The organism is Shinella sp., assembly GCF_035998705.1.
Taxonomy (GTDB): Bacteria; Pseudomonadota; Alphaproteobacteria; order Rhizobiales; family Rhizobiaceae; genus Shinella.
This window is the reverse complement of sequence record NZ_DASYHH010000027.1, coordinates 355713-376940: the sequence shown is the minus strand read 5'-3', so window position 1 is coordinate 376940 and position 21228 is coordinate 355713. Positions and strand designations below refer to the sequence as shown.

24 protein-coding genes are annotated in these 21228 nt (G+C 65.0%); 13 read left to right on the top strand and 11 right to left on the bottom strand.

Features of this window, described 5'->3' with window-relative positions:
* Positions 1-13: 13 nt before the first annotated feature.
* Positions 14-136, top strand: a complete 123-nt coding sequence (locus tag VGN93_RS24940) for a hypothetical protein (protein ID WP_327509674.1) — start codon at positions 14-16, stop codon at positions 134-136.
* Positions 137-218: 82 nt separating this feature from the next.
* Here the strand turns inward: VGN93_RS24940 and VGN93_RS24935 are convergent, their stop codons facing one another.
* The 7 genes from VGN93_RS24935 to VGN93_RS24905 all read right to left on the bottom strand — a co-directional run bounded on the left by VGN93_RS24935 (position 219) and on the right by VGN93_RS24905 (position 7272).
* Positions 219-368, bottom strand: coding sequence for a DUF1127 domain-containing protein (locus tag VGN93_RS24935; protein ID WP_256114806.1), 150 nt, complete (start codon positions 366-368; stop codon positions 219-221).
* Between the two features lie 186 nt (positions 369-554).
* Complete coding sequence (locus VGN93_RS24930; protein ID WP_327509673.1) at positions 555-1451, bottom strand: sugar phosphate isomerase/epimerase; 897 nt, start codon at positions 1449-1451, stop codon at positions 555-557.
* A gap of 88 nt (positions 1452-1539) precedes the next feature.
* The gene (locus VGN93_RS24925) at positions 1540-2478 is read right to left on the bottom strand and encodes an ABC transporter substrate-binding protein (RefSeq protein ID WP_319312832.1); all 939 of its coding nucleotides are present in this window, start codon (positions 2476-2478) and stop codon (positions 1540-1542) included.
* 68 nt (positions 2479-2546) lie between these two features.
* Positions 2547-3530, bottom strand: coding sequence for an ABC transporter permease subunit (locus VGN93_RS24920; protein WP_327509672.1), 984 nt, complete (start codon positions 3528-3530; stop codon positions 2547-2549).
* 36 nt (positions 3531-3566) lie between these two features.
* Complete coding sequence (locus tag VGN93_RS24915) at positions 3567-5105, bottom strand: sugar ABC transporter ATP-binding protein (RefSeq protein WP_327509671.1); 1539 nt, start codon at positions 5103-5105, stop codon at positions 3567-3569.
* Positions 5102-6496 carry a carbohydrate kinase gene (locus tag VGN93_RS24910; protein WP_327509670.1) on the bottom strand — a complete coding sequence of 465 codons (1395 nt, stop codon included), beginning with the start codon at positions 6494-6496 and terminating at the stop codon, positions 5102-5104. The genes VGN93_RS24915 and VGN93_RS24910 overlap by 4 nt, the downstream gene beginning before the upstream one ends.
* On the bottom strand, positions 6493-7272 hold the full coding sequence (locus tag VGN93_RS24905; protein WP_319312840.1) for a DeoR/GlpR family DNA-binding transcription regulator: 780 nt from the start codon (positions 7270-7272) through the stop codon (positions 6493-6495). The genes VGN93_RS24910 and VGN93_RS24905 overlap by 4 nt, the downstream gene beginning before the upstream one ends.
* A 196-nt stretch (positions 7273-7468) precedes the next feature.
* Between VGN93_RS24905 and VGN93_RS24900 the strand changes: the two genes are divergently transcribed.
* The 5 genes from VGN93_RS24900 (at position 7469) to VGN93_RS24880 (ending at position 11338) form a co-directional block, all read left to right on the top strand.
* On the top strand, positions 7469-8551 hold the full coding sequence (locus VGN93_RS24900; RefSeq protein WP_327509669.1) for a class II aldolase/adducin family protein: 1083 nt from the start codon (positions 7469-7471) through the stop codon (positions 8549-8551).
* Positions 8548-9825 (top strand): FGGY-family carbohydrate kinase, encoded by a 1278-nt coding sequence (locus VGN93_RS24895; protein ID WP_327509668.1) that lies wholly within the window; start codon positions 8548-8550, stop codon positions 9823-9825. The genes VGN93_RS24900 and VGN93_RS24895 overlap by 4 nt, the downstream gene beginning before the upstream one ends.
* On the top strand, positions 9822-10664 hold the full coding sequence (locus VGN93_RS24890; protein WP_327509667.1) for a TIGR01459 family HAD-type hydrolase: 843 nt from the start codon (positions 9822-9824) through the stop codon (positions 10662-10664). Before VGN93_RS24895 ends, VGN93_RS24890 begins: the two co-directional genes overlap by 4 nt.
* 120 nt (positions 10665-10784) lie before the next feature.
* A complete protein-coding gene (locus tag VGN93_RS24885; RefSeq protein ID WP_327509666.1) occupies positions 10785-11057 on the top strand; it encodes a CopG family ribbon-helix-helix protein in 273 nt (90 codons plus the stop codon).
* Positions 11045-11338: a type II toxin-antitoxin system RelE/ParE family toxin gene (locus VGN93_RS24880; protein WP_327509665.1), complete on the top strand. Its 294-nt coding sequence runs from the start codon at positions 11045-11047 to the stop codon at positions 11336-11338. Before VGN93_RS24885 ends, VGN93_RS24880 begins: the two co-directional genes overlap by 13 nt.
* Positions 11339-11348: 10 nt before the next feature.
* Here the strand turns inward: VGN93_RS24880 and VGN93_RS24875 are convergent, their stop codons facing one another.
* The 4 genes from VGN93_RS24875 to VGN93_RS24860 all read right to left on the bottom strand — a co-directional run bounded on the left by VGN93_RS24875 (position 11349) and on the right by VGN93_RS24860 (position 12709).
* Entirely contained in the window at positions 11349-11588 is a 240-nt protein-coding gene (locus VGN93_RS24875; protein WP_327509664.1) for a BrnA antitoxin family protein, read from the bottom strand.
* 142 nt (positions 11589-11730) lie between these two features.
* Positions 11731-12111, bottom strand: coding sequence for a DUF6481 family protein (locus VGN93_RS24870; RefSeq protein ID WP_327509663.1), 381 nt, complete (start codon positions 12109-12111; stop codon positions 11731-11733).
* Between the two features lie 34 nt (positions 12112-12145).
* On the bottom strand, positions 12146-12370 hold the full coding sequence (locus tag VGN93_RS24865; protein ID WP_319312853.1) for a hypothetical protein: 225 nt from the start codon (positions 12368-12370) through the stop codon (positions 12146-12148).
* Between the two features lie 129 nt (positions 12371-12499).
* A complete protein-coding gene (locus VGN93_RS24860) occupies positions 12500-12709 on the bottom strand; it encodes a cold-shock protein (RefSeq protein WP_319312855.1) in 210 nt (69 codons plus the stop codon).
* Between the two features lie 323 nt (positions 12710-13032).
* Between VGN93_RS24860 and VGN93_RS24855 the strand changes: the two genes are divergently transcribed.
* The 7 genes from VGN93_RS24855 (at position 13033) to VGN93_RS24825 (ending at position 21226) form a co-directional block, all read left to right on the top strand.
* Positions 13033-13530, top strand: a complete 498-nt coding sequence (locus tag VGN93_RS24855; RefSeq protein ID WP_327509662.1) for a hypothetical protein — start codon at positions 13033-13035, stop codon at positions 13528-13530.
* A 115-nt stretch (positions 13531-13645) separates the two neighbouring features.
* Complete coding sequence (locus VGN93_RS24850; protein ID WP_319312859.1) at positions 13646-14143, top strand: RNA polymerase sigma factor; 498 nt, start codon at positions 13646-13648, stop codon at positions 14141-14143.
* A 113-nt stretch (positions 14144-14256) separates the two neighbouring features.
* Positions 14257-15177 carry a FecR family protein gene (locus VGN93_RS24845; RefSeq protein ID WP_327509661.1) on the top strand — a complete coding sequence of 307 codons (921 nt, stop codon included), beginning with the start codon at positions 14257-14259 and terminating at the stop codon, positions 15175-15177.
* Between the two features lie 222 nt (positions 15178-15399).
* A complete protein-coding gene (locus VGN93_RS24840; RefSeq protein ID WP_327509660.1) occupies positions 15400-17685 on the top strand; it encodes a TonB-dependent siderophore receptor in 2286 nt (761 codons plus the stop codon).
* 2 nt (positions 17686-17687) lie between these two features.
* A complete protein-coding gene (locus VGN93_RS24835) occupies positions 17688-18560 on the top strand; it encodes an ABC transporter substrate-binding protein (protein WP_327509659.1) in 873 nt (290 codons plus the stop codon).
* Positions 18561-18563: 3 nt separating this feature from the next.
* Complete coding sequence (fhuB, locus tag VGN93_RS24830; RefSeq protein ID WP_327509658.1) at positions 18564-20537, top strand: Fe(3+)-hydroxamate ABC transporter permease FhuB; 1974 nt, start codon at positions 18564-18566, stop codon at positions 20535-20537.
* Positions 20534-21226: a siderophore-interacting protein gene (locus tag VGN93_RS24825; protein WP_327509657.1), complete on the top strand. Its 693-nt coding sequence runs from the start codon at positions 20534-20536 to the stop codon at positions 21224-21226. The genes fhuB and VGN93_RS24825 overlap by 4 nt, the downstream gene beginning before the upstream one ends.
* Positions 21227-21228: the final 2 nt, after the last annotated feature.

Here is a 21228-nt window from a genome sequence, read left to right as displayed (position 1 = left end):
GGTGGAGGTTTCGATGAAGTGCATCCTCGTCTTGATGCTGGCGGACGTCATTTTCGCAGCGCCCTGCGCCTATGACGTCTTCTCGCCGGAACCGCCGCCGCTGGCCGGTTTCCTCGCGGTCGCGGCGGGTTCCTGAAATACGAAAAGGGCGACTGTCGGAAACAGTCGCCCTTTCATCGAAATCTTGCCCGAGGCGGCCCGGCTTGCCGGGCGTCGTATCAGCCGAGGACCAGAAGGCCGGCAACGGCGGAACGGATGTTCGAACGCGAGATGCCGAGGTCCTGGAGGGCGCGGTCGTCGAGGGCGCCGAGTTCGCGCACGGCGCGGCGTTCAGCATTGTATTTCTTGAGCTTTGCGAAGACGTTCATGATCAACTCCTGTGGTTGGCCATTACATAGGCAATCTCGTGCCCGGATAAAATGCATATGCTTGCAGTGTAGGCATGCTTCTGTTGCATGGCGGAGACGCCGATGGACGCTTCGGGCCGACGCTTGTCATCGGCATCATCGTTCCGGATATCCTCAACAACCCCTATTTCACCATAGGCCGCCGGCTCAGGCGGGCAGGTGGCCTGTCTGGACGAGCGCGGCCTTGAGCCGCGCCGTTTCCAGGCCAAGCTCGATGAAGCGGTGCGCGTGGTGGGCGAGCGCGACATTGTCGTCCCAGAGATTGCGCCAGATGGCGGTCTTCAGCGACAGGTCCTTGTCGACGATCGTCGTGGAGAAGGATTCGAAGGTCACGTAGTCGTCCCAGCCGATCGCCACCAGCGCATCGAAAATCGCGGCAAAGTCGATCGTGCCCGTGCCCAGATAGCCGCGGTGGCTCTCGCCGATATGGAGATAGCCGATCTTGTCGGCGGCATGGCGGATCGCGAGGCCGACATCGGCTTCCTCGATGTTCATATGGAACGTATCGAGGTGCAGCAGCACGTTCGAGGCGCCCGTATCGCGGATATAGGCCATGCCCTGTGCCGCGGTGTTCAGCATGTTGCTCTCGAAGCGGTTGACGATTTCGAGGTTGAGCGTGACGCCTGCGGCCTTGGCGCGGTCGGCGACCTTGGAGAGGGTGGAAACGCTGGCATCCCAGCTCCTGCGGGTCAGCACATGCTCCTGCTTGCCATGCGCGGAGCTCAGGATTCCGGCAAGCTTCGTGCCGCCGAGATCGCGCACCAGCGCCACCGCCCGGTCGAGAATGTCCACGCCGTTGGCGACGACGGAGGCGTCATCGCTGGAAATATCGCCTTCCGGCGGCAGGCCCATGCTGATCGCCACATCGAGGCCGAGCTCGCGGATGCGGCCGGCGAGCCACGCCACGTCGACCTGCTTCGGGTCCAGATAGGAGAACTCGATGAGCTTGTAGCCGAGCTTGTGCGTGTTCTCGAGCGCCTTTTCGAGCTCGCCGCGCGAGGAGCCCGCGCTCCAGACGAAGGAATGGACACCGATTTTCGACATGATCCCGGCCGCTTTCTGAGAAAAATGGAGTGAGGGTCGGCCGGGCACGCCGCCTAAGCGAACATGCCCGGCCGTCTGGGAGGAGCGTTTAGCGGGCTGCGGTCCAGCCCTTGTAGTCCTTGATGTTGTCGGCGGTGATGAGCTGCGGATCGAGCAGCACGACCGGCTCGGCGGGCTTGGTGCCGTTCAGCACCTCGACGCCGAGTTTCAGCGCCTGGCCGGCCATGACATAGGGATCCTGCGACGCCGATGCCTTGATCATGGAGTTGCCGCTGGCGAGCGATGTCTCGATATCCGGCGCGCCATCGACGGCGGTGAAGAAGAACTCGCTGCGGTTCAGCTGCTTGGCGGCAAGCTCGGCGCCGATCGCGGTCGGGTCGTTGATCGCGAAGACGGCATCGATCTTGTCGAAGCGGGTGAGCAGGCCCTGCATCACGGCGAGGCCGCCGTCGCGCGATCCCTGGCCGTTCTGGTCGTCGGAGAGGATCTTGATGTCGGCATGTTTGCCGAGCGCATCCTTGCAGCCCTGGACGCGTTCCAGGATCGAGGAGGAGGCCGGGCCGTTGATGATGACGACGTCGCCCTTGCCGCCAAGCTTTTCGGCGATGTAGTTGCAGGCTTCCTCGCCGGCCTTGACGTTGTTGGTCATGACGGTGACGTCGGCGCCGGGGGCGGAGACGTCGAAGGCGGCGACCACGATGCCGGCGGCCTGCGCCTTCTTCACGGCGGGCGTGATGGCCTTCGCATCGACGGCGTTCAGCATGATGATGTCGACGCCGGCGGCAATGAAATTGTCGACCTGGGAGACCTGCTTGTTGAGGTCATAGTCGGCCGAAACCGAGATCACCTCGACATTCGGGTTGATCTCCTTGGCGCGGTCCTCGATGCCCTTGATCGTGGCGACGAAGAACGGGTTGCCGAGCAGGCCGACCGAAATGCCGATCTTGTTGAGGTCCTTGGCGGCTGCGGGCATGGCGAGTGCGGCGGCCATGGCGGTGCCGACGAGCAATGTGGATATAAGACGCATGTTTTCCTCCTTTGGTGGCGCTTTGCGCGCCGTCGTTTCCGGTTGCGACCGGTGCGTTCAGCCGGACGTCATGTCCGGCTCATTCCCTTGAGCCTGTAGCGGTCGAGGCCGACGGCGACGATGATGACGAGGCCCTTGATGATGTACTGCCAGATGTCCGAGACCCCGACGAGGATGAGGCCGTTGGAGAGCACGGCGATGATGAGCGCGCCGATGAGGGTGCCCCAGATCGAGCCGACGCCGCCGACGAAGCTGGTGCCGCCGAGGATGACGGCGGCGATCGCGTCGAGTTCGTAGGCCTGGCCGAGTTGCAGGCCGTTCGCCGCATAGAGGCGCGCAGCCGACATGGCGCCGCCGAGGCCGGAGAGCAGGCCGGACATCGAATAGACGAAGAGCAGCACCAGCGGCACCTTGATGCCGGTCAGCCGCGCGGCTTCGGAATTGCCGCCGACCGCATAGATCCAGGTGCCGAGCACGGTGCGCTTCAGGATGAACCACGAGACGATGATCGTCGCGATCGCGATGACGGCGAGCCACGGAATGCCGAACAGCGTCCCGTTTCCGATGAAGTCGAAGGGCAGGTCCGCGTTGAAGACCGTCGTGTCGCCGCCGAGCAGGCGCGCCACGCCGCGAATGGCGGTCAGCGAGCCGAGCGTCACGATGAAGGGTGGCAGCTTCAGCCAGGCGATGATCGCGCCGTTGAGGAAACCGAAGGCGAGGCCTGCGGCGATCGCCGCCGGAACGCCCAGCATGCCGAGGTCCGGCACCAGTGAGACGATGACGGCGATCATGGCGGAAGCCGCGAGGATCGAGCCGACGGAAAGGTCGATGCCGCCCGTCAGGATGACGAAGGTCATGCCGGCCGCCAGCACCGTGTTGATAGAGGCCTGCTGCATGACGATCGACAGGTTGTTGACGGAGAGGAACCGGCCGCTCAACAGGTGGAAGCCGATCGCCAGAAGCACGAGGACCGGCAGCATGCCGAGCGCCGTCAGCGTCGAGCGCAGTTTCAGCTTGTCCATCCGGGCCTGTTCGGTTTCGCTTGTGCTCATGGTTCCGTCCCGTCTTCTTTGTTTCTATGCTCGCGATCAGGCCGCACGGCCGGCAGAGCCGGTCGCAAGCGCCATGATCGCTTCCTGCTGAATCGGCGTTTCCGCCGAGCCCGCGACCTCGCCGGCAATCCGTCCCTCGCGCATGACCAGCACGCGGTCGGCGATGCCGAGGATTTCCGGCAGGTCGCTCGAGATGACGACGATGGCGATGCCGTTTTCGGCGAGCGCATCGATGATGCGGTAGATTTCCGACTTGGCACCGACGTCGACGCCGCGCGTCGGCTCATCGAGGATGATGGCCTTGGGCTTGGTCTCCAGCAGGCGGGCGAGCAGCGCCTTCTGCTGGTTGCCGCCTGACAGCGCGCCGACATTGATCTGCGTGCCGGCCGTGCGGATCGACAGCGACTTCACCGCATGCGCCGCCCGCTCCTTTGCCCTGGCGAAGTCGCGAACCCCGCCGGCCTTCGCATCGTCGCCGATGACGCCGATATTGATATTGTCGCTGATCGACATGTCGAGGAACAGGCCGAGCGCCTTGCGGTCCTCGGTGAGATAGGCGATGCCCGCGTCCAGCGCGTCGCGTGGCGTGGTGATGGCAAGCGGCTTGCCGTTCAGTATGACCTCGCCCGTCGTCTTGCGGTCGGCGCCGTAGACGAGGCGTGCCAGTTCCGTGCGCCCAGAGCCGACGAGACCCGCAATGCCCAGCACTTCGCCGGCGCGCACCTCGAACGAACAACCGTGCACTTTGATGCCGTCGCCGATATTCTTGACCGAAAGCACCGCCGCGCGTTCGCCCGTCCCCTGCCGGTGTTCCTTCTTGTAGAAGGACGAGAGGTCGCGGCCGACCATCATCGACACCAGCTTGGCGGCGGAAAGCTCTGCGCGCTCCAGCGTGCCGACATAGGCGCCGTCGCGCAGCACGCTGACGCGGTCGGAAAGCTGGTAGACCTCCTCCATGCGGTGACTGATATAGATGATGGCGATGCCGTCGGCCTTGAGGCGGGCGATGACGTCGAACAGCTTGTCGGTTTCGCGGCTGGTCAGCGAGGTCGTCGGTTCGTCCATGACGATGATGCGGGCATTGGTGGTCAGCGCGCGGGCGATCTCCACCATCTGCCGCTCGCCGAGCGACAGTTCCGCCACGCGGCGCGACGAATCGAAGCCGATGCCGAGCTGCTTGAGAATGGGCTCGGCGCGCCGGCGCATTTCCGCGCGGTCCGCCAGGCCGAAGCGCGAGGGTTCGTTGCCGAGGAACATGTTCTGCGCCACCGTGAGGTTCGGTGCGAGCGACAGTTCCTGGTAAATGACCGCGATGCCACGGGCCTTCGCCTTCAAGGGATCGCCAAGCACGACGGGTTCGCCGTCGATCAGCACCGAGCCGCCCGGATCGGCCGTATAGGCGCCGGAGAGGATCTTCATCAGTGTCGACTTGCCGGCACCGTTCTCGCCCATCAGTGCATGTACTTCGCCTGCATGCACCGTGAAGCTCACATTCGACAGTGCCTTCGACGCGCCGAACGTCTTGCTTATGTCGCGCATCTCGAGGAGCGCGTGCTTTTCCGCCGTGGCCGTCATGCGCGCTTCTCCTGTCGGTTGCCCGCGGTCATCGCATCGACGTGCTGCCGCCACTCCTGTCGGTAATCCTCCAGGCCGGAAATGGTCGCCGGCTTTGCCACTGCGCAATCGTTGACGAAAGGATTGCGGCCGATGGCGTCGAAGACGAGGGCGGCGGCACCGAAGGCGCTGCCTTCCGGATTGGCACTGGTATGCACGGTCTGGCCCGTGCGTAGCGCCGCCAGCACGGCGGCATAAAGCCCCGTCTTCACCAGCCCGCCATCGATGACGATCGCATTTTCCGAGCCGATGAGATCGAGCGAAAGATCGGTCATCAGCGCGACATAGAGCATGGCGACCGCGGCCCGCTCCTCACCTTCGACCGCCGGGCCGACGAAGCGGCCCTCATGGCCGGGCATCGGGCCGCCGGGCGCAAAGGACGGCAGGGCGAAAGCCCGCCTGGCGATCACCGAGGCGACGGCATCCGGCGAAATCGGGTTCGTCCAGCCACCGCTCGCGACGTCGTATTCGCGTCCACCCATGAAGCGGATGGTCGCGACCGGCTGGTGATCGACAGTCACGTTGGCCAGCATGTCGCGTGCGGAATCGAGCCTTTCCAGCGGGCTTGCCGGATTGAAGATGATCACCCACGTCCCGGTCGATATCAGCGTGAAATCGGAAAAGCCGAGCGAGCGGTAGAAATAGAGCGCCGCATTGCTGTCGTGCACGCCGTTATGGACGGCGACCTCGACGCTCCGGCCGTCATCAAGCGTGACCGCATGGGTGCCGATCACGCTGCCGGCCTTGGCAAATTCCGGCATCTTGTCACGCCAGCCCATGCGGTCGACGAGGCTGCTGAAATCATCCTCGAGCGGCGCCCAGAGATTGGAATGGCAGCCGAGATAGGAGACTTCATTGACTTTCCGGCCGGAGAATTTCCAGCTCCAGAACTGCGGATAGGCGAGGATCGCGTCGGCCTTGGCGATGAGGTCGGGATCGCGCTCGTCCAGCCAGAGCAGGTGGCGTCCATAGTTGAAGCCGAGCGGCAGCGGCGGCGAAAAGGTCTCGCGGAAATCCGGCGCCATCGCATCGATGCGTGCCGCGATATCGGCGGGCGGCTCCTGTTCATAGTCAAGGATCGCATGAACGAGCGCATCGCCGGCAGCGAGCGCGAAGGTGCAGCCATGGCCGGAGAACATGATGCGGTCCACGCCGTGCACGGCCACGACGCGGGCGAGTTCACCCTTCATCCAGCCGAAGAGGGCCGCATCGTCCAGCACGCGCAGATCACCTTCCTCGCGCCAGACCGGGCGGGTGCGCGCCGCGTCGATGACCTGGCCATCCGGGGAGACGACGAAGAGTTTCGAATTGGTCTTGCCGAGATCGAAGACGGCGATGGGAGACTGGCTCAACTTGCCCCTCCCGTGGTCGCGATCATGATGGTGACGCCCGCGTCTTCCAGCATCCTGGCGGCGGCATCGGTGAGGCCGTCATCGGTGATGATCGTGCCGATGCGCGACAGCGGCAGTGCGACATTGCGCGGCTGGATGGAGAATTTCCGGCTGTCGGCCAGGACCACGATCTCGTCGGCGCAGGCGGCAAGCTCGCCGATCACCTTGACGAGCAAAGGGTGGGATTCGAGCAGCCCCTTGCTGCTGACGCCCTGCGTGCCGACGAAGAAGCGCGAGGCGAAAAAACCCGGCGAGCCTGCCGCCGGGTCATGAATGATGCCGGGCTCGCGGTACAATTCGCCGCCGGCAAGCGACAGCTGGCAGGTGCCGTGTTCGCCGAGATGGGCGGCCAGCGGCATGGAATTGGTCCAGATGCGCAGATTGCGCCGGGCAAGCAGGGTGCCGAGCTGATAACAGGTGGAGCCCGCATGCACGATGATGGAATCCCCGTCGCGCACGAGACCCGCCGCTGTGGCGGCGATCGCGCGCTTCGCCTCGACGGCGATATCCCGGTTCTCGTCATAGGGCCTGGCGGAGAGGCGGGCGCTGTCGACGGCTTCACTTGCGGAAATGCCGCCATAGACTTTGCGCGCCCGGCCGAGCTCGTGAAGCTTGTCGATATCGCGGCGGATCGTGGCGGGAGACGCGCCGAGACGCTCCTGGAGATCGCGCACGGAGGCGAAGGGCGTCTCGCGCAGAAGATCGATGATGGCCTTGTGGCGCTCGGTGTCGTTCACGGATTTTCCTCCCGGCGTCTCCCTCGCCGATGAATGAAGATAATCATATTAATTTCAGCCTATCAAGCATGATGATGAAAATTCTTCACTGTTGACGATATGCAATCATATAAATACCATCGTGAAAAAAGTTTGCTCACCCGCTGTCGTAAATCGGACCGGGTGGCGACAAGGCTGTCTAGAGGAGGAGGCCAGCATGGCTTCGGGCAATCAGGCGGAAAGCATTCCGGCCTTCGACGCATTTCTCGACCTTTCGCGAGAGATCGGCAGCGACGTGCTGAAAACGCAAGGGGCCGGCGGCAACACCTCCTTCAAGCGCGACGGCGTGATGTGGGTGAAGGCATCGGGCACCTGGCTCTCCCATGCCGGCGAGCGCGATATCATGGTGCCCGTGACCGTGGCGCCGCTGGTGGCGGCGTTGCGGGCGGGGGAGCCGAGCGCCGAGAAGGCCACCGACTTCATCGTCACGGCGCTGAATGCCTCGGGCCTTCGCCCGTCGATCGAGACCAGTTTCCACGCCGTGCTGCCGCAGGCGGTCGTCGCGCACTATCACTGCGTCAACGCCATCGCGCTGTCGGTGCTGGCCGACCGGGACGCCGTGATCGCGGCGCGCATGGCGAAACTTCCGGATCTGACATGGGCGGCCATTCCCTATCGTCGCCCAGGCACGCCGCTGGCCCACGAGATCGACCGCGTCGCCGGTACCCGGCCGGACGTGCTGATCCTCTACAATCATGGCATCATCGTCACCGGTGAGACGGTGGAGGCGGTGCGCCAGCGCATCGCCCGCGTCACCGAAGCGCTTTCGGTCGAAGAGCGCGTGGCGGCCGCCGCCGATCCGATTAGGCTCGAAGCCTTTGTCGAGGGCGCGGATTTCCATGCGGCGGAAGACCCGCAGAGCCACAAGACGGCGCTGAGCCCGGCCAGCGTGACCGCCGCCACGCGCGGTTCGCTCTATCCGGACCACGTCATCTTCCTCGGCACGGAGATCGGCGTTCTCGCCGACGGAGAGACGGTGAGAGCCTATGCGGACGAACGCCGTTCGCGCGGCCTTCCCGTTGCGAAGATGCTGCTGGCGCCGGGGCATGGCGTGCTGCTTGCCAATGAACTCACCGCCGGCGGCCGCGTCATGGCGCGCTGCCTGGCGGAAGTCGTGTCCCGCATTCCGGAGGGCGCGTCCGTCGCCTATCTCGGTCCCGACCAGGAATACGAACTGACCCATTGGGAGGCCGAGCAATACCGCCAGGCGCTCGACCGCAAGGCGAGCGAGCGCGCATGAGTGGGGCCAAAAAGCCCGCCGTATCGCTTGGCGTCGACCTCGGCACGTCCGGGGTGCGGGCCGCAGCGCTTGGCGAGGACGGAACGCTCCTGGACATCACCGCCTATCCCTTTCCCGACGCGGCTGCCGGACGATCGCCCGACCTGTGGTGGGCCGGCGTGCAATCCTGCCTTTCCGAACTCGCCGCCCGCGTCTCCCTGGCCACCGTCGAGGGCGTGGCGGTCGATGGCACGTCCGGCACGGTGCTCGCGATCGATGCCGACGGCGCGCCGGTCGGCGACGTGCTGATGTACAATGATGCCTGTCCCGATCCGGCGATCGTCACGCGCATCGGCGAGGCAGCGCCGGCCAACAGCCCGGCGCGCGGTGCAACGTCGGCGCTCGCCCGGGCCATCCATCTTTCGCGCCGGCCCGGCGTGCGCAGGGTCGTGCATCAGGCGGACTGGATTTTGATGAAACTCGGCCTTGCCGAGCCGACGAGCGACGAGAACAACGCCCTCAAGACCGGCTATGATCTCGCTGCCGAACGCTGGCCCGGTTGGCTGGAAGCCTGCGGCATGGATATCGACCTTCTGCCGGCGGTGCGGCGGGCCGGCACGCCGCTTGCGACCGTGCGTGACGCCGGCCGAACGCTCGGCTTGTCCGCCGCCTGCCGCTACCACGCGGGCACGACGGATGGCTGCGCGTCCTTTCTCGCGACGGGCGCCGCCGCGATCGGCGACGGCGTCACCGCGCTCGGCTCGACGCTGGTCCTGAAACTCGCCTGCGCCGTGCCGATCGATGCGGCGGACTACGGCATCTATTCGCACCGTATCCTCGATTTCTGGCTTGCCGGCGGCGCCTCCAATTCCGGCGGCGCGGTCATCCGCAGCTTCTTCGATGGCGAGGCCTTGAAGGCCCTGACGCCGCGCCTGCGCCCGGACGCGCCGACCGGCCTTGCCTATTATCCACTTCTCAAGCCGGGCGAGCGTTTCCCTGTCAACGATCCCGCCTATCCGCCGCGGCTGGAGCCGCGCCCGGCAGACGATGTCGCCTTCTTCCAGGCCATGCTCGAAGGCATCACCGCCATCGAGAAATCGGGTTACGATCGGCTGGCCGATCTCGGCGGCCCGCCGGTGCGATCCGTGCGCACGGTCGGCGGCGGCGCGGCCAATCCGGCCTGGACGCGGATGCGGGAAAACGCGCTCGGCGTTGCCTTTCTCCCGTCGCGCTCGGCAGAAGCCGCCGTGGGCACCGCATCCCTAGTTCTTGCCGGAAAGGCCCGCTGGCCATGAGCATCGCACCGTTGACGACCCTTGCCGGTCTCGCAGCCCGTTACGACGCCTTTTTCGTCGACCAGTTCGGCGTGCTGCGCGATGACGAGCGCGCCTATCCGGGCGCCAACGCCGCGCTGCTCCATCTGAAGGCGCTCGGCAAGACGATCGTCATCCTCTCCAATTCCGGCCGCAGCGGCGATTACAACGCGGAACGGCTCGTCGGGCTCGGCTTCGATCGTGCCGGTTTCGACCGTTTCCTCACCTCCGGCGATGTCGCCCATGACATCCTTGCGCGCGAGACCGCCGGCAAGGCGGGCGGCACACGTTGCCTGACGATTTCCAGCGGCGGCGATCGCAATCTCTCCGACCGGCTCGGCTTCGAAAGCGTCGTGGACGCCGCCCTTGCGGATATCGTGATCATTTCCGGCAGCGAGGCGGAAACGATCCCGCTCTCTGCCTATCGTGCGCGGCTGCAACCGGCTGCGCGCCGCGGCGTGCCCTGCTACTGTACGAATCCCGATCGCCACAAGCTGGCGAAGGGCGGCGGCACGGCGCCGGGCGCCGGCAGCATCGCGCTCGAATATCAGGATCTCGGCGGCCCGGTCCGCTGGTTCGGCAAGCCGCATCCCGCCATCTACCAACATGCGCAAGCGCTGCTGAAGGATGTCGCGGCCGACCGCATCGTCTGCGTCGGCGACAGCATCGAGCATGACATTGCCGGTGCTGCCGGCGCAGGCCTTGCCGCCTGCCTCGTCAGAACCGGAATCCTTGCCGAACGCCCCGAAGACGACCTCGCTTCGATTTCCGCCGAATATGGCGTTCGTCCCGATTTCCTGTTGGAGCGGTTTGCCACATGAAGCCTGTGGCATCTGCGTGAGAGCCGCCTTCCGGCCCCGCTAGGACCACAACGAGTGGACAGCGGCGGAGAGCGGCGCTATAGTATCACGAGGTATTACTCCGTGATAAGAGGTGCAGCTATGGCGACATCCCTCAAGATCGACGATGGGTTGAAAAGCCGCGTGCAGCAGCTTGCCAGCCAGCGCCGTCGTTCGCCGCACTGGATCATGCTGGAGGCGATCCAGCAATATGTCGAGCGTGAGGAAGCGCGCGAAGACTTCAAGCAGGAGGCTTTGGCCTCTTGGGCGGCCTATCGGGAAACCGGGCGGCACCTGACCGGTGCGGAAGCCCGCACCTGGCTGAACAGCTGGGGTACTGAGGACGAAAAGGCCGTGCCCGAGTGCCACGACTGATCGTTACGGAAGGGGCCGCGCAGGGCCTGGAGCGCTGCCGGCGGTTCCTGGCCGCCAAGGCGCCGGAAGCGGCGAGGCGCGCCGGCCAGGCGATCGAACGGCAATTCCTGCTGTTGGAAGCAAAACCGGATATCGGCCGCCCATTCCCCGATCTGCCGGAACTGCGCGAACTGGTGATCGCCTTCGGGGAATCCGGCTATATCGCGCTCTATCGCTACGAACCGGTCGACGACGCAGTCTATGTGCTGGCCTTCCGGCACCAGAAAGAGGCCGGGTATTGAGCGGCGGGATTTAGCTGCCGGTCGCCTGCTTCATGGCGGCGCGCAGCGTATCGTTCATGCGATCCTGCCAGCCAGGCCCATCCGTCTGAAAATGCGCCAGCACATCGGCGTCGATCTTCAACGAAACGAGTTCCTTGGTATTGGGGACCGCAGGTCTTTCGACCGCCGGTGCCGCGACCTTCTTGATCGGCTTGAACAACGCCTCGGCGGCGTCTTTCGGATTCACGTGTCTGCGCGGCGTCGTTGCCATGATCGATTCCTTTTCCTGGCCGATTGGGTTGTGCCATTCTTGCCGGGAGGATGTCGAGCGGTGCTCGTCTATCCTCGTTCGGCAAGGCGATTTGGCGCGGCCATGGAGGCCTTCTTGGAGCGTTGAAACCTGCTCCAGGATTTTATCCGCGTCTGGCTTTGCGGTTGGCGTAACGCAGGTCGCGTTCGGCCTTGCGCGCCGCTTCGTCTTCGATGACGCGTGCGACCCGGGCCTTTTCGGCTATTTCGCGCGCTTCCGCCTCGGCGCGTGCTTCGGCCTGGGCGGTGGCTTCGCGCTCGGCGGCTTCGCTCGCGATACGCGCCTGTTCTTCCTGCTTGATGCGGTCGCGCTCAAGGCGGCGCTCTTCGCGTGCCGCGGAGATGGCGGCGCGTTCCGCCTGGCGCGCGGCCTGGCCGGGTTCGGCGGCAGCGCGGGCAGCCCGGAAAGCCTCCAGTTGAGCGGCCTTCGCCTCTGCGGCCGCGCTGCGGCGGTCGGTAAGCTGGTTGTCTCTGGCGTTTTTCAAATTTCTGGTCCTGACGGTAAGGGGGTGGCGGTGGTTATTTCGCGGCCGCGCGCTTGGCGAGAAGGGCGGATGTCACTGACTCGCGGTCCTTCAGTTCCTTGGCAAGGCGGGCTTCGCGAAGCCGCAAGGTCTTGGCCTCGCGCGATTGGGTGATGGAGGCAAGCTCTTCCGCTGCCTCGGCTTTGGCGAAGAACGGCGTCTGGAGATTGCTGAAGGCAGCCTCCGCCTTCTGGCGCGACGGGCTGAATTTTTCGGTCATAAGGTGTCCGATCCTTGGCTCGTAAACGAGCGAAAATTAAAAAGGCCAGGCAAATCGCCTGGCCTCGTATGGCTAACGTGCTTCCGGCAATGCCAGTACATCCGTGGTCAAAGGGAAGCACAAAACCGCTTAGGCAGCCTGGAGATTGCAGGCCGACATCTTGCCCGACTTCTTGTCGCGCTCCAGGTCGAAGCTGACCTTCTGGCCTTCGACGAGTTCGCGCATGCCTGCACGCTCGACGGCGGAGATGTGAACGAATGCGTCCGCATCGCCATTGTCAGGCTGAATGAAGCCGAAGCCCTTGGTGGAGTTGAACCATTTAACTGTGCCAGTGGTCATGATGAACCCTTTCATAGCAACATTGAGAGACCGCCGTGCCGAGGCGCTGCGGATGATGATAGCGATTTTGAAAGGAAGTTCGTTCAGGGCGCGGCGTTAGGCGCGCGATAACCAAAGCTCAGCAAGCAAATTCGATGCGCCCTTCTATCCTGCCTGTGCCGTCGCGTCAACCATTCGTTCTTCGAATGTTTCGCTTCATCGAAGGATTGTGGTTATGCGGGGCATCGATCGTCGGCCGCTTCGGCATGGAAAGCAGTGTCGCCCTCGACCATGGCATGCTAGGGCAGGCCGCACTTTTGACCGAGATACCAGGGTGAGACGCCGTGAACGTCGCATTATACGCAGACTACATTGCCGAGCTGAAGAGCCTCTTTGCGGAGCTGGATCGATATCCTGAACGATTCCAGACCTATACTGCCCGTTTCGAGCTGGCCGCGGCGGGCAATCTTGTCGTCTACGAGACGAGACGGCGCAAAGGCCAGACGGACAGCCTCTACTATGGCCGTTCCGGCGCAACCGGCGCCAACCAGCAGATTTCACAGGCCACGGCCTTTGCCGCGATCGACCGGTTTTTCGCGCTCGGCGAATTCGTTGCCTTGACCGGCGAGCCAGGCACCCCAGTGGATACGCAATACCCCCACTGCGCCGTCAATTTCTCCTACCGCAAGAAGGGACAACCGGTCACCCGCGCCATGCTGATGGTGTTCGTCGCGTTCAACGATGAAGCGGATGCGTTGCAATATGTCTCGCAGGCCGACGACCCCTCCGCTTTCGTGATCGAGCGCCCGTGGCACGCGGAAAAATCCTACGAATGGACGTGAGGGGCCGGCGTTCCAACGGCTCTGCGCGATATGGAGGTTGAAAGACGGCGCTTGTCGCTTTAAACATGAGTATCGAATGCAAGTTAAGACGCTTGCCGCTGGGGGCCGGCCTTGAATGGCGTGGGATATTCATAATCTTTTCAAGCGCCATGCGCAGGAATTGAAACGGTCGCTGCGCCGGCGGGGATTGTCGGAAGACAATGCGGCCGACCTGACGCAGGATACGTTCCTGCGGGCGATGACGGCCTCTCCGCGCGGCGTCGATGACAATCCGCGGGCCTATCTGTTCCAGGTGTCGCGCAATCTCGCCACCGATTTCGAGCGGCGGGCGCGTTCGGCGCCGTTCCTGTCGATCGGGGAGGACATTGCCGAGGCGGTGGCCGATCCGCGGCCGTCTGCCGAAAGGGCGCTCTACGACAAGCAGCGGCTGCTGGCCTCCGCAAGCGCACTCGCCGAACTCCCGGAGCGCACGCGAAAGGCTTTCGAGCTGCACAGGCTCGATGGGCTGTCGATTGCCGAAATCGGCCCGCTGATCGGCCTTTCCACCACGCAGACCTGGTCCCTGATCCGCAATGCCTACCGGCATGTGCGCGACCGGCTGAAAGAAATCTGAGCGTTTCCAGCGAAATTGACAGCGGTTGCTGCGTTACACCATTCAGGGTAGCGCTACCGCGACGCCATATCCATCGGATCACCATGACCGGACCAGCGACAGACAGGGACAGATTGTTCGACGAAGCCGTCGATCACATGATCCGGCTGCAGAACGAACCGGGCAACCCCGTGGCCATCGAACTGGCCCAGGGCTGGCGGCTGCGCAGCGCCGAGCATGAGCGGGCCTGGCAGGAGGCCGGCGAGATCTTTGGCATGACCGGCAAGGTGCTCGATGGCCAGCGCAAGGCGGAACAGGGGCCGGCACGGCTGTCGCGCCGAAAACTCATCGTCGGCGGGCTGGTCGTCGCGACGGCGGCGGCGACCGCCGGCCCGGAGCTTATCGTCCAGGCGAGGGCCGACTACCTGACGAGCACGGCGGAAATCCGCCGCGTCGTGCTTTCGGATGGCAGCGCCGTGACGCTCGGCCCGGAAAGTGCGATGGCCTTCCATGTCTCCGAAAGGGTGCGCCGTGCGGACCTGCTGCGCGGCATGGGGTATTTCGAGATCGCCGACGATGCGGCGCGGTCCTTCGAGGTCGGATCGGGGCCTGTGCTTTCCGCAGGCGCGGGGCCGTCCTTCGATGTCAGCATCGACGACGATTTCGTCAATGTCGGCGTGGACCGGGGCCGCATGGACGTGCGTTTCGCGGTCGTCGAGAACGGCGAGGTCGTCCAGCTTCTCGATGGAGAATGGGCGAGGCTCGGCGGCGAGGGACGCGCGATCGTCCGGGGCGCGCGCGACAAGGCGCAGATCGCCGCCTGGCGCCAGGGCCTGATGTTTGCCGACAACGAACCGATCGGCGCCGTCGTCGCCAAGATCGCCCGCTGGCAGCCGGGGCGCACCATCCTCGCCAATCCGGCGCTCGGCCGGGCGAGCATCAGCGGGGCGTTCGACCTCAGCAATCCGATCGCGGCACTGCGCGCCGTGGTGCATCCCTATGGCGGCAAGGTCCGCCAGATTTCCCCCTATCTGACGATCATTTCCTCGGTCTGAAGAATTTTCGAAAAATCACCGAAAACCCGCGCACCAACTTCGTTTCAACGATGAGGCCGGGTTTTGACGCGGCGTGGTTGGACATATGCCTGGGGTAGACGCATGAGACGGGACGTTCGCAAGAGCATTGGAAATTCAACGGGGAAGGGCCTTCTGGCAACGCTTTTGGCAGGCGCGTGCCTCGCCATCTTTGCTCCCGGGCTTCGCGCAGAGGACGATCCCGTGAAATCCTACTCGGTGGAGGCAGGCCCGCTCAGCAGCGCTCTCGCAACGTTCAGCCGGCAGGCGGGCGTACAGGTGACCTATATTCCCGCGGTCGCCGCCCGCAAGCAAACGCAGGGCGCCTCCGGTGCGATGACCCGCAAAGTCGCCCTCGACAAGATCCTCCAGGGCTCGGGACTGGTCTACGCCTATCCCTACGGCTCGACGATCGCGATCTCCGATCCGCAGATGGACACGACCGAGGTCGGCGCCGTGACGAATACGGCAACGACGCTGGAGCGTGTCGTGGTCGATGGCGACGCCACCGCGATCCTGCAGAACGACGGCCTGGCCTCCGCCGGCTACAAGGCCGAGATGATCTCCGGCCTCGGCCTGCTCGACGGGCTTTCCCTGAAGGACACGCCCTTTGCCGTGAGCGTCATGCCGCGCGAACTCTTGCAGAATATCCAGGCGCAGTCGCCGGACGATGTCTTCCGGCTCAACCCCTCGACGCGCACCTCCACGCCGCAGATCAGCGGCTGGTCGCCCATGGTCAATATCCGCGGCTTCACGACCTATGATTCCGCCCAGGACGGGCTGCGGCGCTCCTACAGCCACGCGACCTCGCTCGAGGACGTGGAGCGGATCGAGATCCTCAACGGGCTGTCCGGGTTTCTCTATGGCGCCTCCGCACCGGGCGGCATGATCAACTATGTCAGCAAACGGCCGACGGACGAGCGCTACAACAGCGTCACGCTCGGCAGCTATGGCGGCGCGCAGGGCTATGTGCACGGCGACTTCGGCGGCCCGATCGATGCGGAGGGCCTGTTCGGTTACCGCATCAACGTGGTCAAGCAGGCGGGTGATACCGCCATCGACGACCAGAACATCAACCGCGGCCTGATCAGCGGCGCCTTCGACTGGCAGGTGACGGACCAGCTCAAGCTGGAGCTGAACGCCTCCTACGGCAGGTACAAGACCGAAAACCCGTCGACCTTCTGGTACTTCGCCATCCCCCACGACGTGGTTCCCGATCCGGAGAAGAACTGGGGGCAGAAATGGATCCGCGACGAATTCGAGAAGAAGAAGGTCCAGCTCAAGGCGACCTATGAGGTCAACGACGCGATCACCATCCGCGGCGCCTATTCGAAGGAATTCGTCGATCGTCCCGTGCAGGACCACATCATGAATTCGGTCGAGGTGCCGGGGGAATATACCCAGATCGGCATCCACTCCGGCCGCACGAAAAACGAGTTCGACGCCGCGCAGCTCTTCGGCGACGTCGTGTTCGATACCGGATCGATCAGCCACAAGGTGACGGTCGGCTACCAGATGTTTTCCGACAGGTCCTGGAGCACGTCGTACAATCCCAATACGGGCTGGATCGGGCCGTTTCCGCTGACGACGCCGACCCACCTGCCGCGGCCGCTTTTCCCGAGGGACGACACCGACCTCTACTATGCCGGCCGCGTGAAGAACGAGAGCTTCGTGCTCGGCGACCAGATCGACTTCAACGAGCGCTGGAGCGCGCTGGTGGGTGCGAGCTACAGCAAGATCTACGCCTCCGGCTATGACAGCGAGGGCGCGCTTTCATCGCCTGTCTATGACGAGGGACGCCTGTCGCCCTCCGTGTCGCTGATCTTCAAGGCCACGCCCTCCATCTCGATCTATGGCAGCTATATCGAGGGCCTGGAGCAGGGCGGGGTGGCGCCGGACGGCACGACGAATTCCGGCGCGATCATGGCGCCGATGGTGAGCACCCAGAAGGAATTCGGCATCAAGGCGGAGGTCGGCGACGTGCTGCTGACGGCGGCGCTGTTCGACATCGAGAAGGCCTACGAATTCACCAACGGCGACAATGTCTACACGCAGGACGGCCGCCAGAACCATCGCGGCATCGAGTTCACCGCGACCGGCAATATCACGGACAACCTGACGGTGCTCGGAGGCCTCACGCTGCTGGACACCGAGGTGAAAGGCGGCGAGTTTGCAGGCAATGACCCGACGAATGTCGCGGCGGTTCTTGCCAAGGTCTATGCGGAATACGAATTGCCCTCGGTCGAAGGGCTGTTCCTCACGGGCGGCCTGCAACATACCGGCAAACAATGGGCCGATGATGCCAATACCGACCGCCTGCCGGCCTTCACGACCTTCGATCTCGGCCTGCGTTACACGACCACCGAATTCGGCGATCCGCTGACCGTGCGCCTCGCGGTCACGAATGTGGCGAACAAGGGGTACTGGCAGACCAGCAACTATCTCGGTGCGCCGCGCACGGTGGCGTTTTCCATCCAGAAGCAGTTCTGATCGTGGCGGTGCTATCGCGCCGGGCGCTGCTCGGCGCGCTCGCTTTCGCTGGGCTCGGTGCGCCGTCCCGCGCGACCTCGCCGGAGCGGATCGTGGCGCTCGACTGGCCGAGCGCGCAGAACCTTCTGGCACTCGGCGTGGACCCGATGGCCCTGCCGGAGCGGGCGCTCTACGCCGAACTCGTCGTCGAGCCGGCCCTGTCGCCGACGACACTCGACCTCGGCCTGCGCTCCGAACCGAACCTGGAACTCGTGTTGCAACTCGCCCCCGATCTCGTGCTGATGGGGGACGAACTCATGAGCCTGCGGGAGCGCATCGAGGCTGCGGCACCCGTCGCGATGTTTTCCGCCGATGGTTTCGACGGGAGCGACCCGATATTGAAGGGCGACGCCGCCTTGCAGGGACTGGCGCGGCGGCTCGGACGCGAAGAGGCGTACCGCGCGTTTCGGCAGGGCTTCGATCGGGAACTGGATAAGGCGCGAAAACGCCTGCGCTCCTATGACGGCCGGCCGGTGTTCATCGCCACCGTCGTCGACGGCCGCCGCCTGCTGCTTTTCGGCAGGAACAGCCTGTTCCAGAGCGTGCTCGACCGGTTCGGCATCGTCAATGCATGGACAGGCTTCACTTCGTCCTACGGGCACACGACGGTGACGGCCGACCGGCTGGCGCAGCAGAAGGACGCGCGCCTGCTCTGCGTCGGCGATTCAAGCACGCTTGCGCTCGCAAAACTGCTGGCATCCCCGGTCGTCGCAAGCCTGCCCTTCATCCGGAGCGGTCGCGTCGCGCGTGTCCCCGACGTGCTCTTCTACGGCGGGCTACCCTCCGCCACCCGTTTCGCGCGCCTCGCCTCCATGGCGCTCGCTGCGGAAGGCTGACGCATGGGCGCGACGCGAAATCCCATGCTGCCGGTCATGTTATGCGGCCTCTCGCTGTTCAGCCTTGTGATGATCGGCGGCAACATCCTCGCCGTCCTTCCCGCGGACGTGTCGATCTGGGCCGTGTTGTCGCCACAGGCCGGGGCGACCGAGGAAATCCTTTTGCACTACACCCTGCTGCCGCGCATCGTGGTGGCGCTGATGGCGGGGGCGGCGCTCGGCGTCGCCGGCTCGATCCTGCAAAGGGTGTTGCGCAATCCGCTTGCCGAGCCCGCGACGCTTGGCGTCTCCGCGGGCTCCTATCTTACGCTGACGATCGCAACCCTGTGGTTTCCGTTCGCCGCCAGCGCCGCCGCGGAATGGGTGGCGCTCGCCGGTGCGGCGCTGTCACTTACGGCCATCCTGGGGCTTTCCTGGCGAAAGGGCCTGTCGCCCGCTACGGTCGCGCTTTCGGGCATGATCGTCAGCCTCTATTGCGGCGCCGCCAGCGCGGTGCTCATGCTGTTCAACCACGATTTCCTGACGGGCATCTATCTCTGGGGCGCGGGGTATCTCGACCAGCAGGATTGGTCCGGCGTTGTGTTCCTCGCGCCGCGCCTTCTCGCGGCAATCGCGGTGGCCGCGCTGATCCAGCGACCGCTTGCACTTCTGGCCCTCGACGACAGCAATGCCAGAAGCCTCGGCCTGAACATCGAGGCCTTCCGCCTCCTCTCGCTTCTCATCGCCGCGGTGATCATCGCGGTCGTCACGGCGGCTGTCGGCGTCATCAGCTTCATCGGCCTTGCCGTGCCGGCCCTGGCAAGGGCCACCGGAGCCCGCAGCCCCGGCCGCGAAATGGTCTGGTCGGCCGTCTTCGGCGCGCTGGTGCTGGTGGCCACCGATCAATGTGTCCAGGCCCTGCCGGTGACCTACCGCATCTTCCCGACCGGCGCCGTCACCGCCCTGATGGGTGCGCCGTTGCTGCTCGTGCTGGTGCGCCGGCTGAAATCGCTCTCCCCGCCCGCGATGACCGGGATGACGCAGGCTCGACGGCTGGTGCGGCCCTGGACGGTCATCGCCGTGGCTGCCATGGCGCTCGCCATCGCCGTTTTCCTCTCCGTGTTTTCCGGCCGCGGCCCGTCCGGCTGGCATGTCATGGCGGCGCCCGAGGGATTGTATTCGATGCGCACGATCCGTTCCGTCGCGGCGGTCGCTGGCGGCGCGATGCTGGCTCTTGCCGGCGCGATCCTGCAACGCATGACCGGCAACCCGCTCGGCTCGCCCGAGGTGCTGGGCGTCTCCTCCGGCGCCATGCTCGGCATCATCGCCGCAACGCTGTCGGCAACGGCTGTATCACGCGGATTGCAGATCTCGGCGGGTGCCGTCGGCGCCGGCGTCACGCTCGCCTTCATCATGGCGCTCGCCCGCAAGGGCGATTTCCAGGGCGACCGCCTGCTTTTGATCGGCGTGACGCTGAGTTCCATCTCGGGCTTCGTCATGGCCGTCCTGATGGCCGCGCAGGACCCGAGGCTCGACCAGCTCCTCGCCTGGATGTCGGGCTCGACCTATGCGGTGCGCGGGCAGGAGGCGATCGCCGCCGTCGCCATCCTCGCCGCGGGACTGGCCGTCGGGGCGCTGCTGCGCCGCTGGCTGGAGATCCTGCCGCTCGGCGAAACTGTGGCACTCTCCCAAGGCGTGTCGCTCCGTAACGCTACCGCCATCCTTCTGCTCCTGTCGGCGGTTTTGACCGCGGCGGCGACCATCCTGGTCGGGCCGCTGAGCTTCGCCGGACTGATGGGGCCACATCTCGCGCGCCTCGCCGGATTCCAGCGGCCGGCGCCTCATCTGCTCGCTTCGGCGCTGGTCGGTGGCGCCATCCTGCTCGGCGCAGAATGGCTCGGCCGCAACGTCATCTTCCCCTACCAGATCCCGGCCGGCCTGCTGGCGACCGTGGTCGGAGGGCCCTTCCTGCTGCTTCTGATCGGGAGACGCCTATGACGGAACGAAAGCCGCGCGGGTTCCGCCTCGTCACGGTCCAGGCTTCAAATCGCCTGACGCCCTCCATGCAGCGCCTGCGCTTTACCGGTCGGGACCTGCACCACTTCGCAACGGACGAAAACCTGCATGTCCGCCTGCATCTGCCGCTCACGACGGATTCCGATCCCGAGGTCCAGACCCGCTACTACACCATCCGCCGCATCGACGCCGAGGCCGGCTGGTTCGACGTCGATTTCGTGCTCCACGAGGACGGCCCGGGCTCCAACTTCGCGCGACGGGCCGCACCCGGCACGGTCTGCGGCGTCTCCGGCCCTTGCGGCCTCGGCATCAAGCCGGCCCGCCACTACCTGCTCGCCGGAGACGAAACGGCCCTTCCAGCCATCGCCCGCATCGCGGAAATCATGCCAAGACACGCCCGCGGCCGCATTCTCCTCGAAATCCAGGCCCCCGAGGACCGCATTTCCCTCGACACGCCGCAAGATGTCGACGTGCACTGGTTCTACCGCCACGCTGCGCCACAAGCCCCCGAGTTCCTGCGCAAGCTCTCCACGGAAGTCGCCGCATTCAAGACCTTGCAGGATCGCTTCATCTGGATCGCCGGCGAACACACCGCCGTCATGCCCTTCCGCCCACCGCTCCGAGGCATCCCCTCCCTCTGCGTCCCCTATTGGCGACGAGGCGATGATTGAGG

Coding starts and splice junctions, on each gene's coding strand:
- VGN93_RS24940 (WP_327509674.1), top strand. CDS start 14: ATGAAGTGCATCCTCGTCTTGATGCTGGCGGACGTCATTTTCGCAGCG.
- VGN93_RS24935 (WP_256114806.1), bottom strand. CDS start 368: ATGAACGTCTTCGCAAAGCTCAAGAAATACAATGCTGAACGCCGCGCC.
- VGN93_RS24930 (WP_327509673.1), bottom strand. CDS start 1,451: ATGTCGAAAATCGGTGTCCATTCCTTCGTCTGGAGCGCGGGCTCCTCG.
- VGN93_RS24925 (WP_319312832.1), bottom strand. CDS start 2,478: ATGCGTCTTATATCCACATTGCTCGTCGGCACCGCCATGGCCGCCGCA.
- VGN93_RS24920 (WP_327509672.1), bottom strand. CDS start 3,530: ATGAGCACAAGCGAAACCGAACAGGCCCGGATGGACAAGCTGAAACTG.
- VGN93_RS24915 (WP_327509671.1), bottom strand. CDS start 5,105: ATGACGGCCACGGCGGAAAAGCACGCGCTCCTCGAGATGCGCGACATA.
- VGN93_RS24900 (WP_327509669.1), top strand. CDS start 7,469: ATGGCTTCGGGCAATCAGGCGGAAAGCATTCCGGCCTTCGACGCATTT.
- VGN93_RS24895 (WP_327509668.1), top strand. CDS start 8,548: ATGAGTGGGGCCAAAAAGCCCGCCGTATCGCTTGGCGTCGACCTCGGC.
- VGN93_RS24890 (WP_327509667.1), top strand. CDS start 9,822: ATGAGCATCGCACCGTTGACGACCCTTGCCGGTCTCGCAGCCCGTTAC.
- VGN93_RS24885 (WP_327509666.1), top strand. CDS start 10,785: ATGGCGACATCCCTCAAGATCGACGATGGGTTGAAAAGCCGCGTGCAG.
- VGN93_RS24875 (WP_327509664.1), bottom strand. CDS start 11,588: ATGGCAACGACGCCGCGCAGACACGTGAATCCGAAAGACGCCGCCGAG.
- VGN93_RS24865 (WP_319312853.1), bottom strand. CDS start 12,370: ATGACCGAAAAATTCAGCCCGTCGCGCCAGAAGGCGGAGGCTGCCTTC.
- VGN93_RS24860 (WP_319312855.1), bottom strand. CDS start 12,709: ATGACCACTGGCACAGTTAAATGGTTCAACTCCACCAAGGGCTTCGGC.
- VGN93_RS24850 (WP_319312859.1), top strand. CDS start 13,646: ATGGCGTGGGATATTCATAATCTTTTCAAGCGCCATGCGCAGGAATTG.
- fhuB (WP_327509658.1), top strand. CDS start 18,564: ATGGGCGCGACGCGAAATCCCATGCTGCCGGTCATGTTATGCGGCCTC.
- VGN93_RS24825 (WP_327509657.1), top strand. CDS start 20,534: ATGACGGAACGAAAGCCGCGCGGGTTCCGCCTCGTCACGGTCCAGGCT.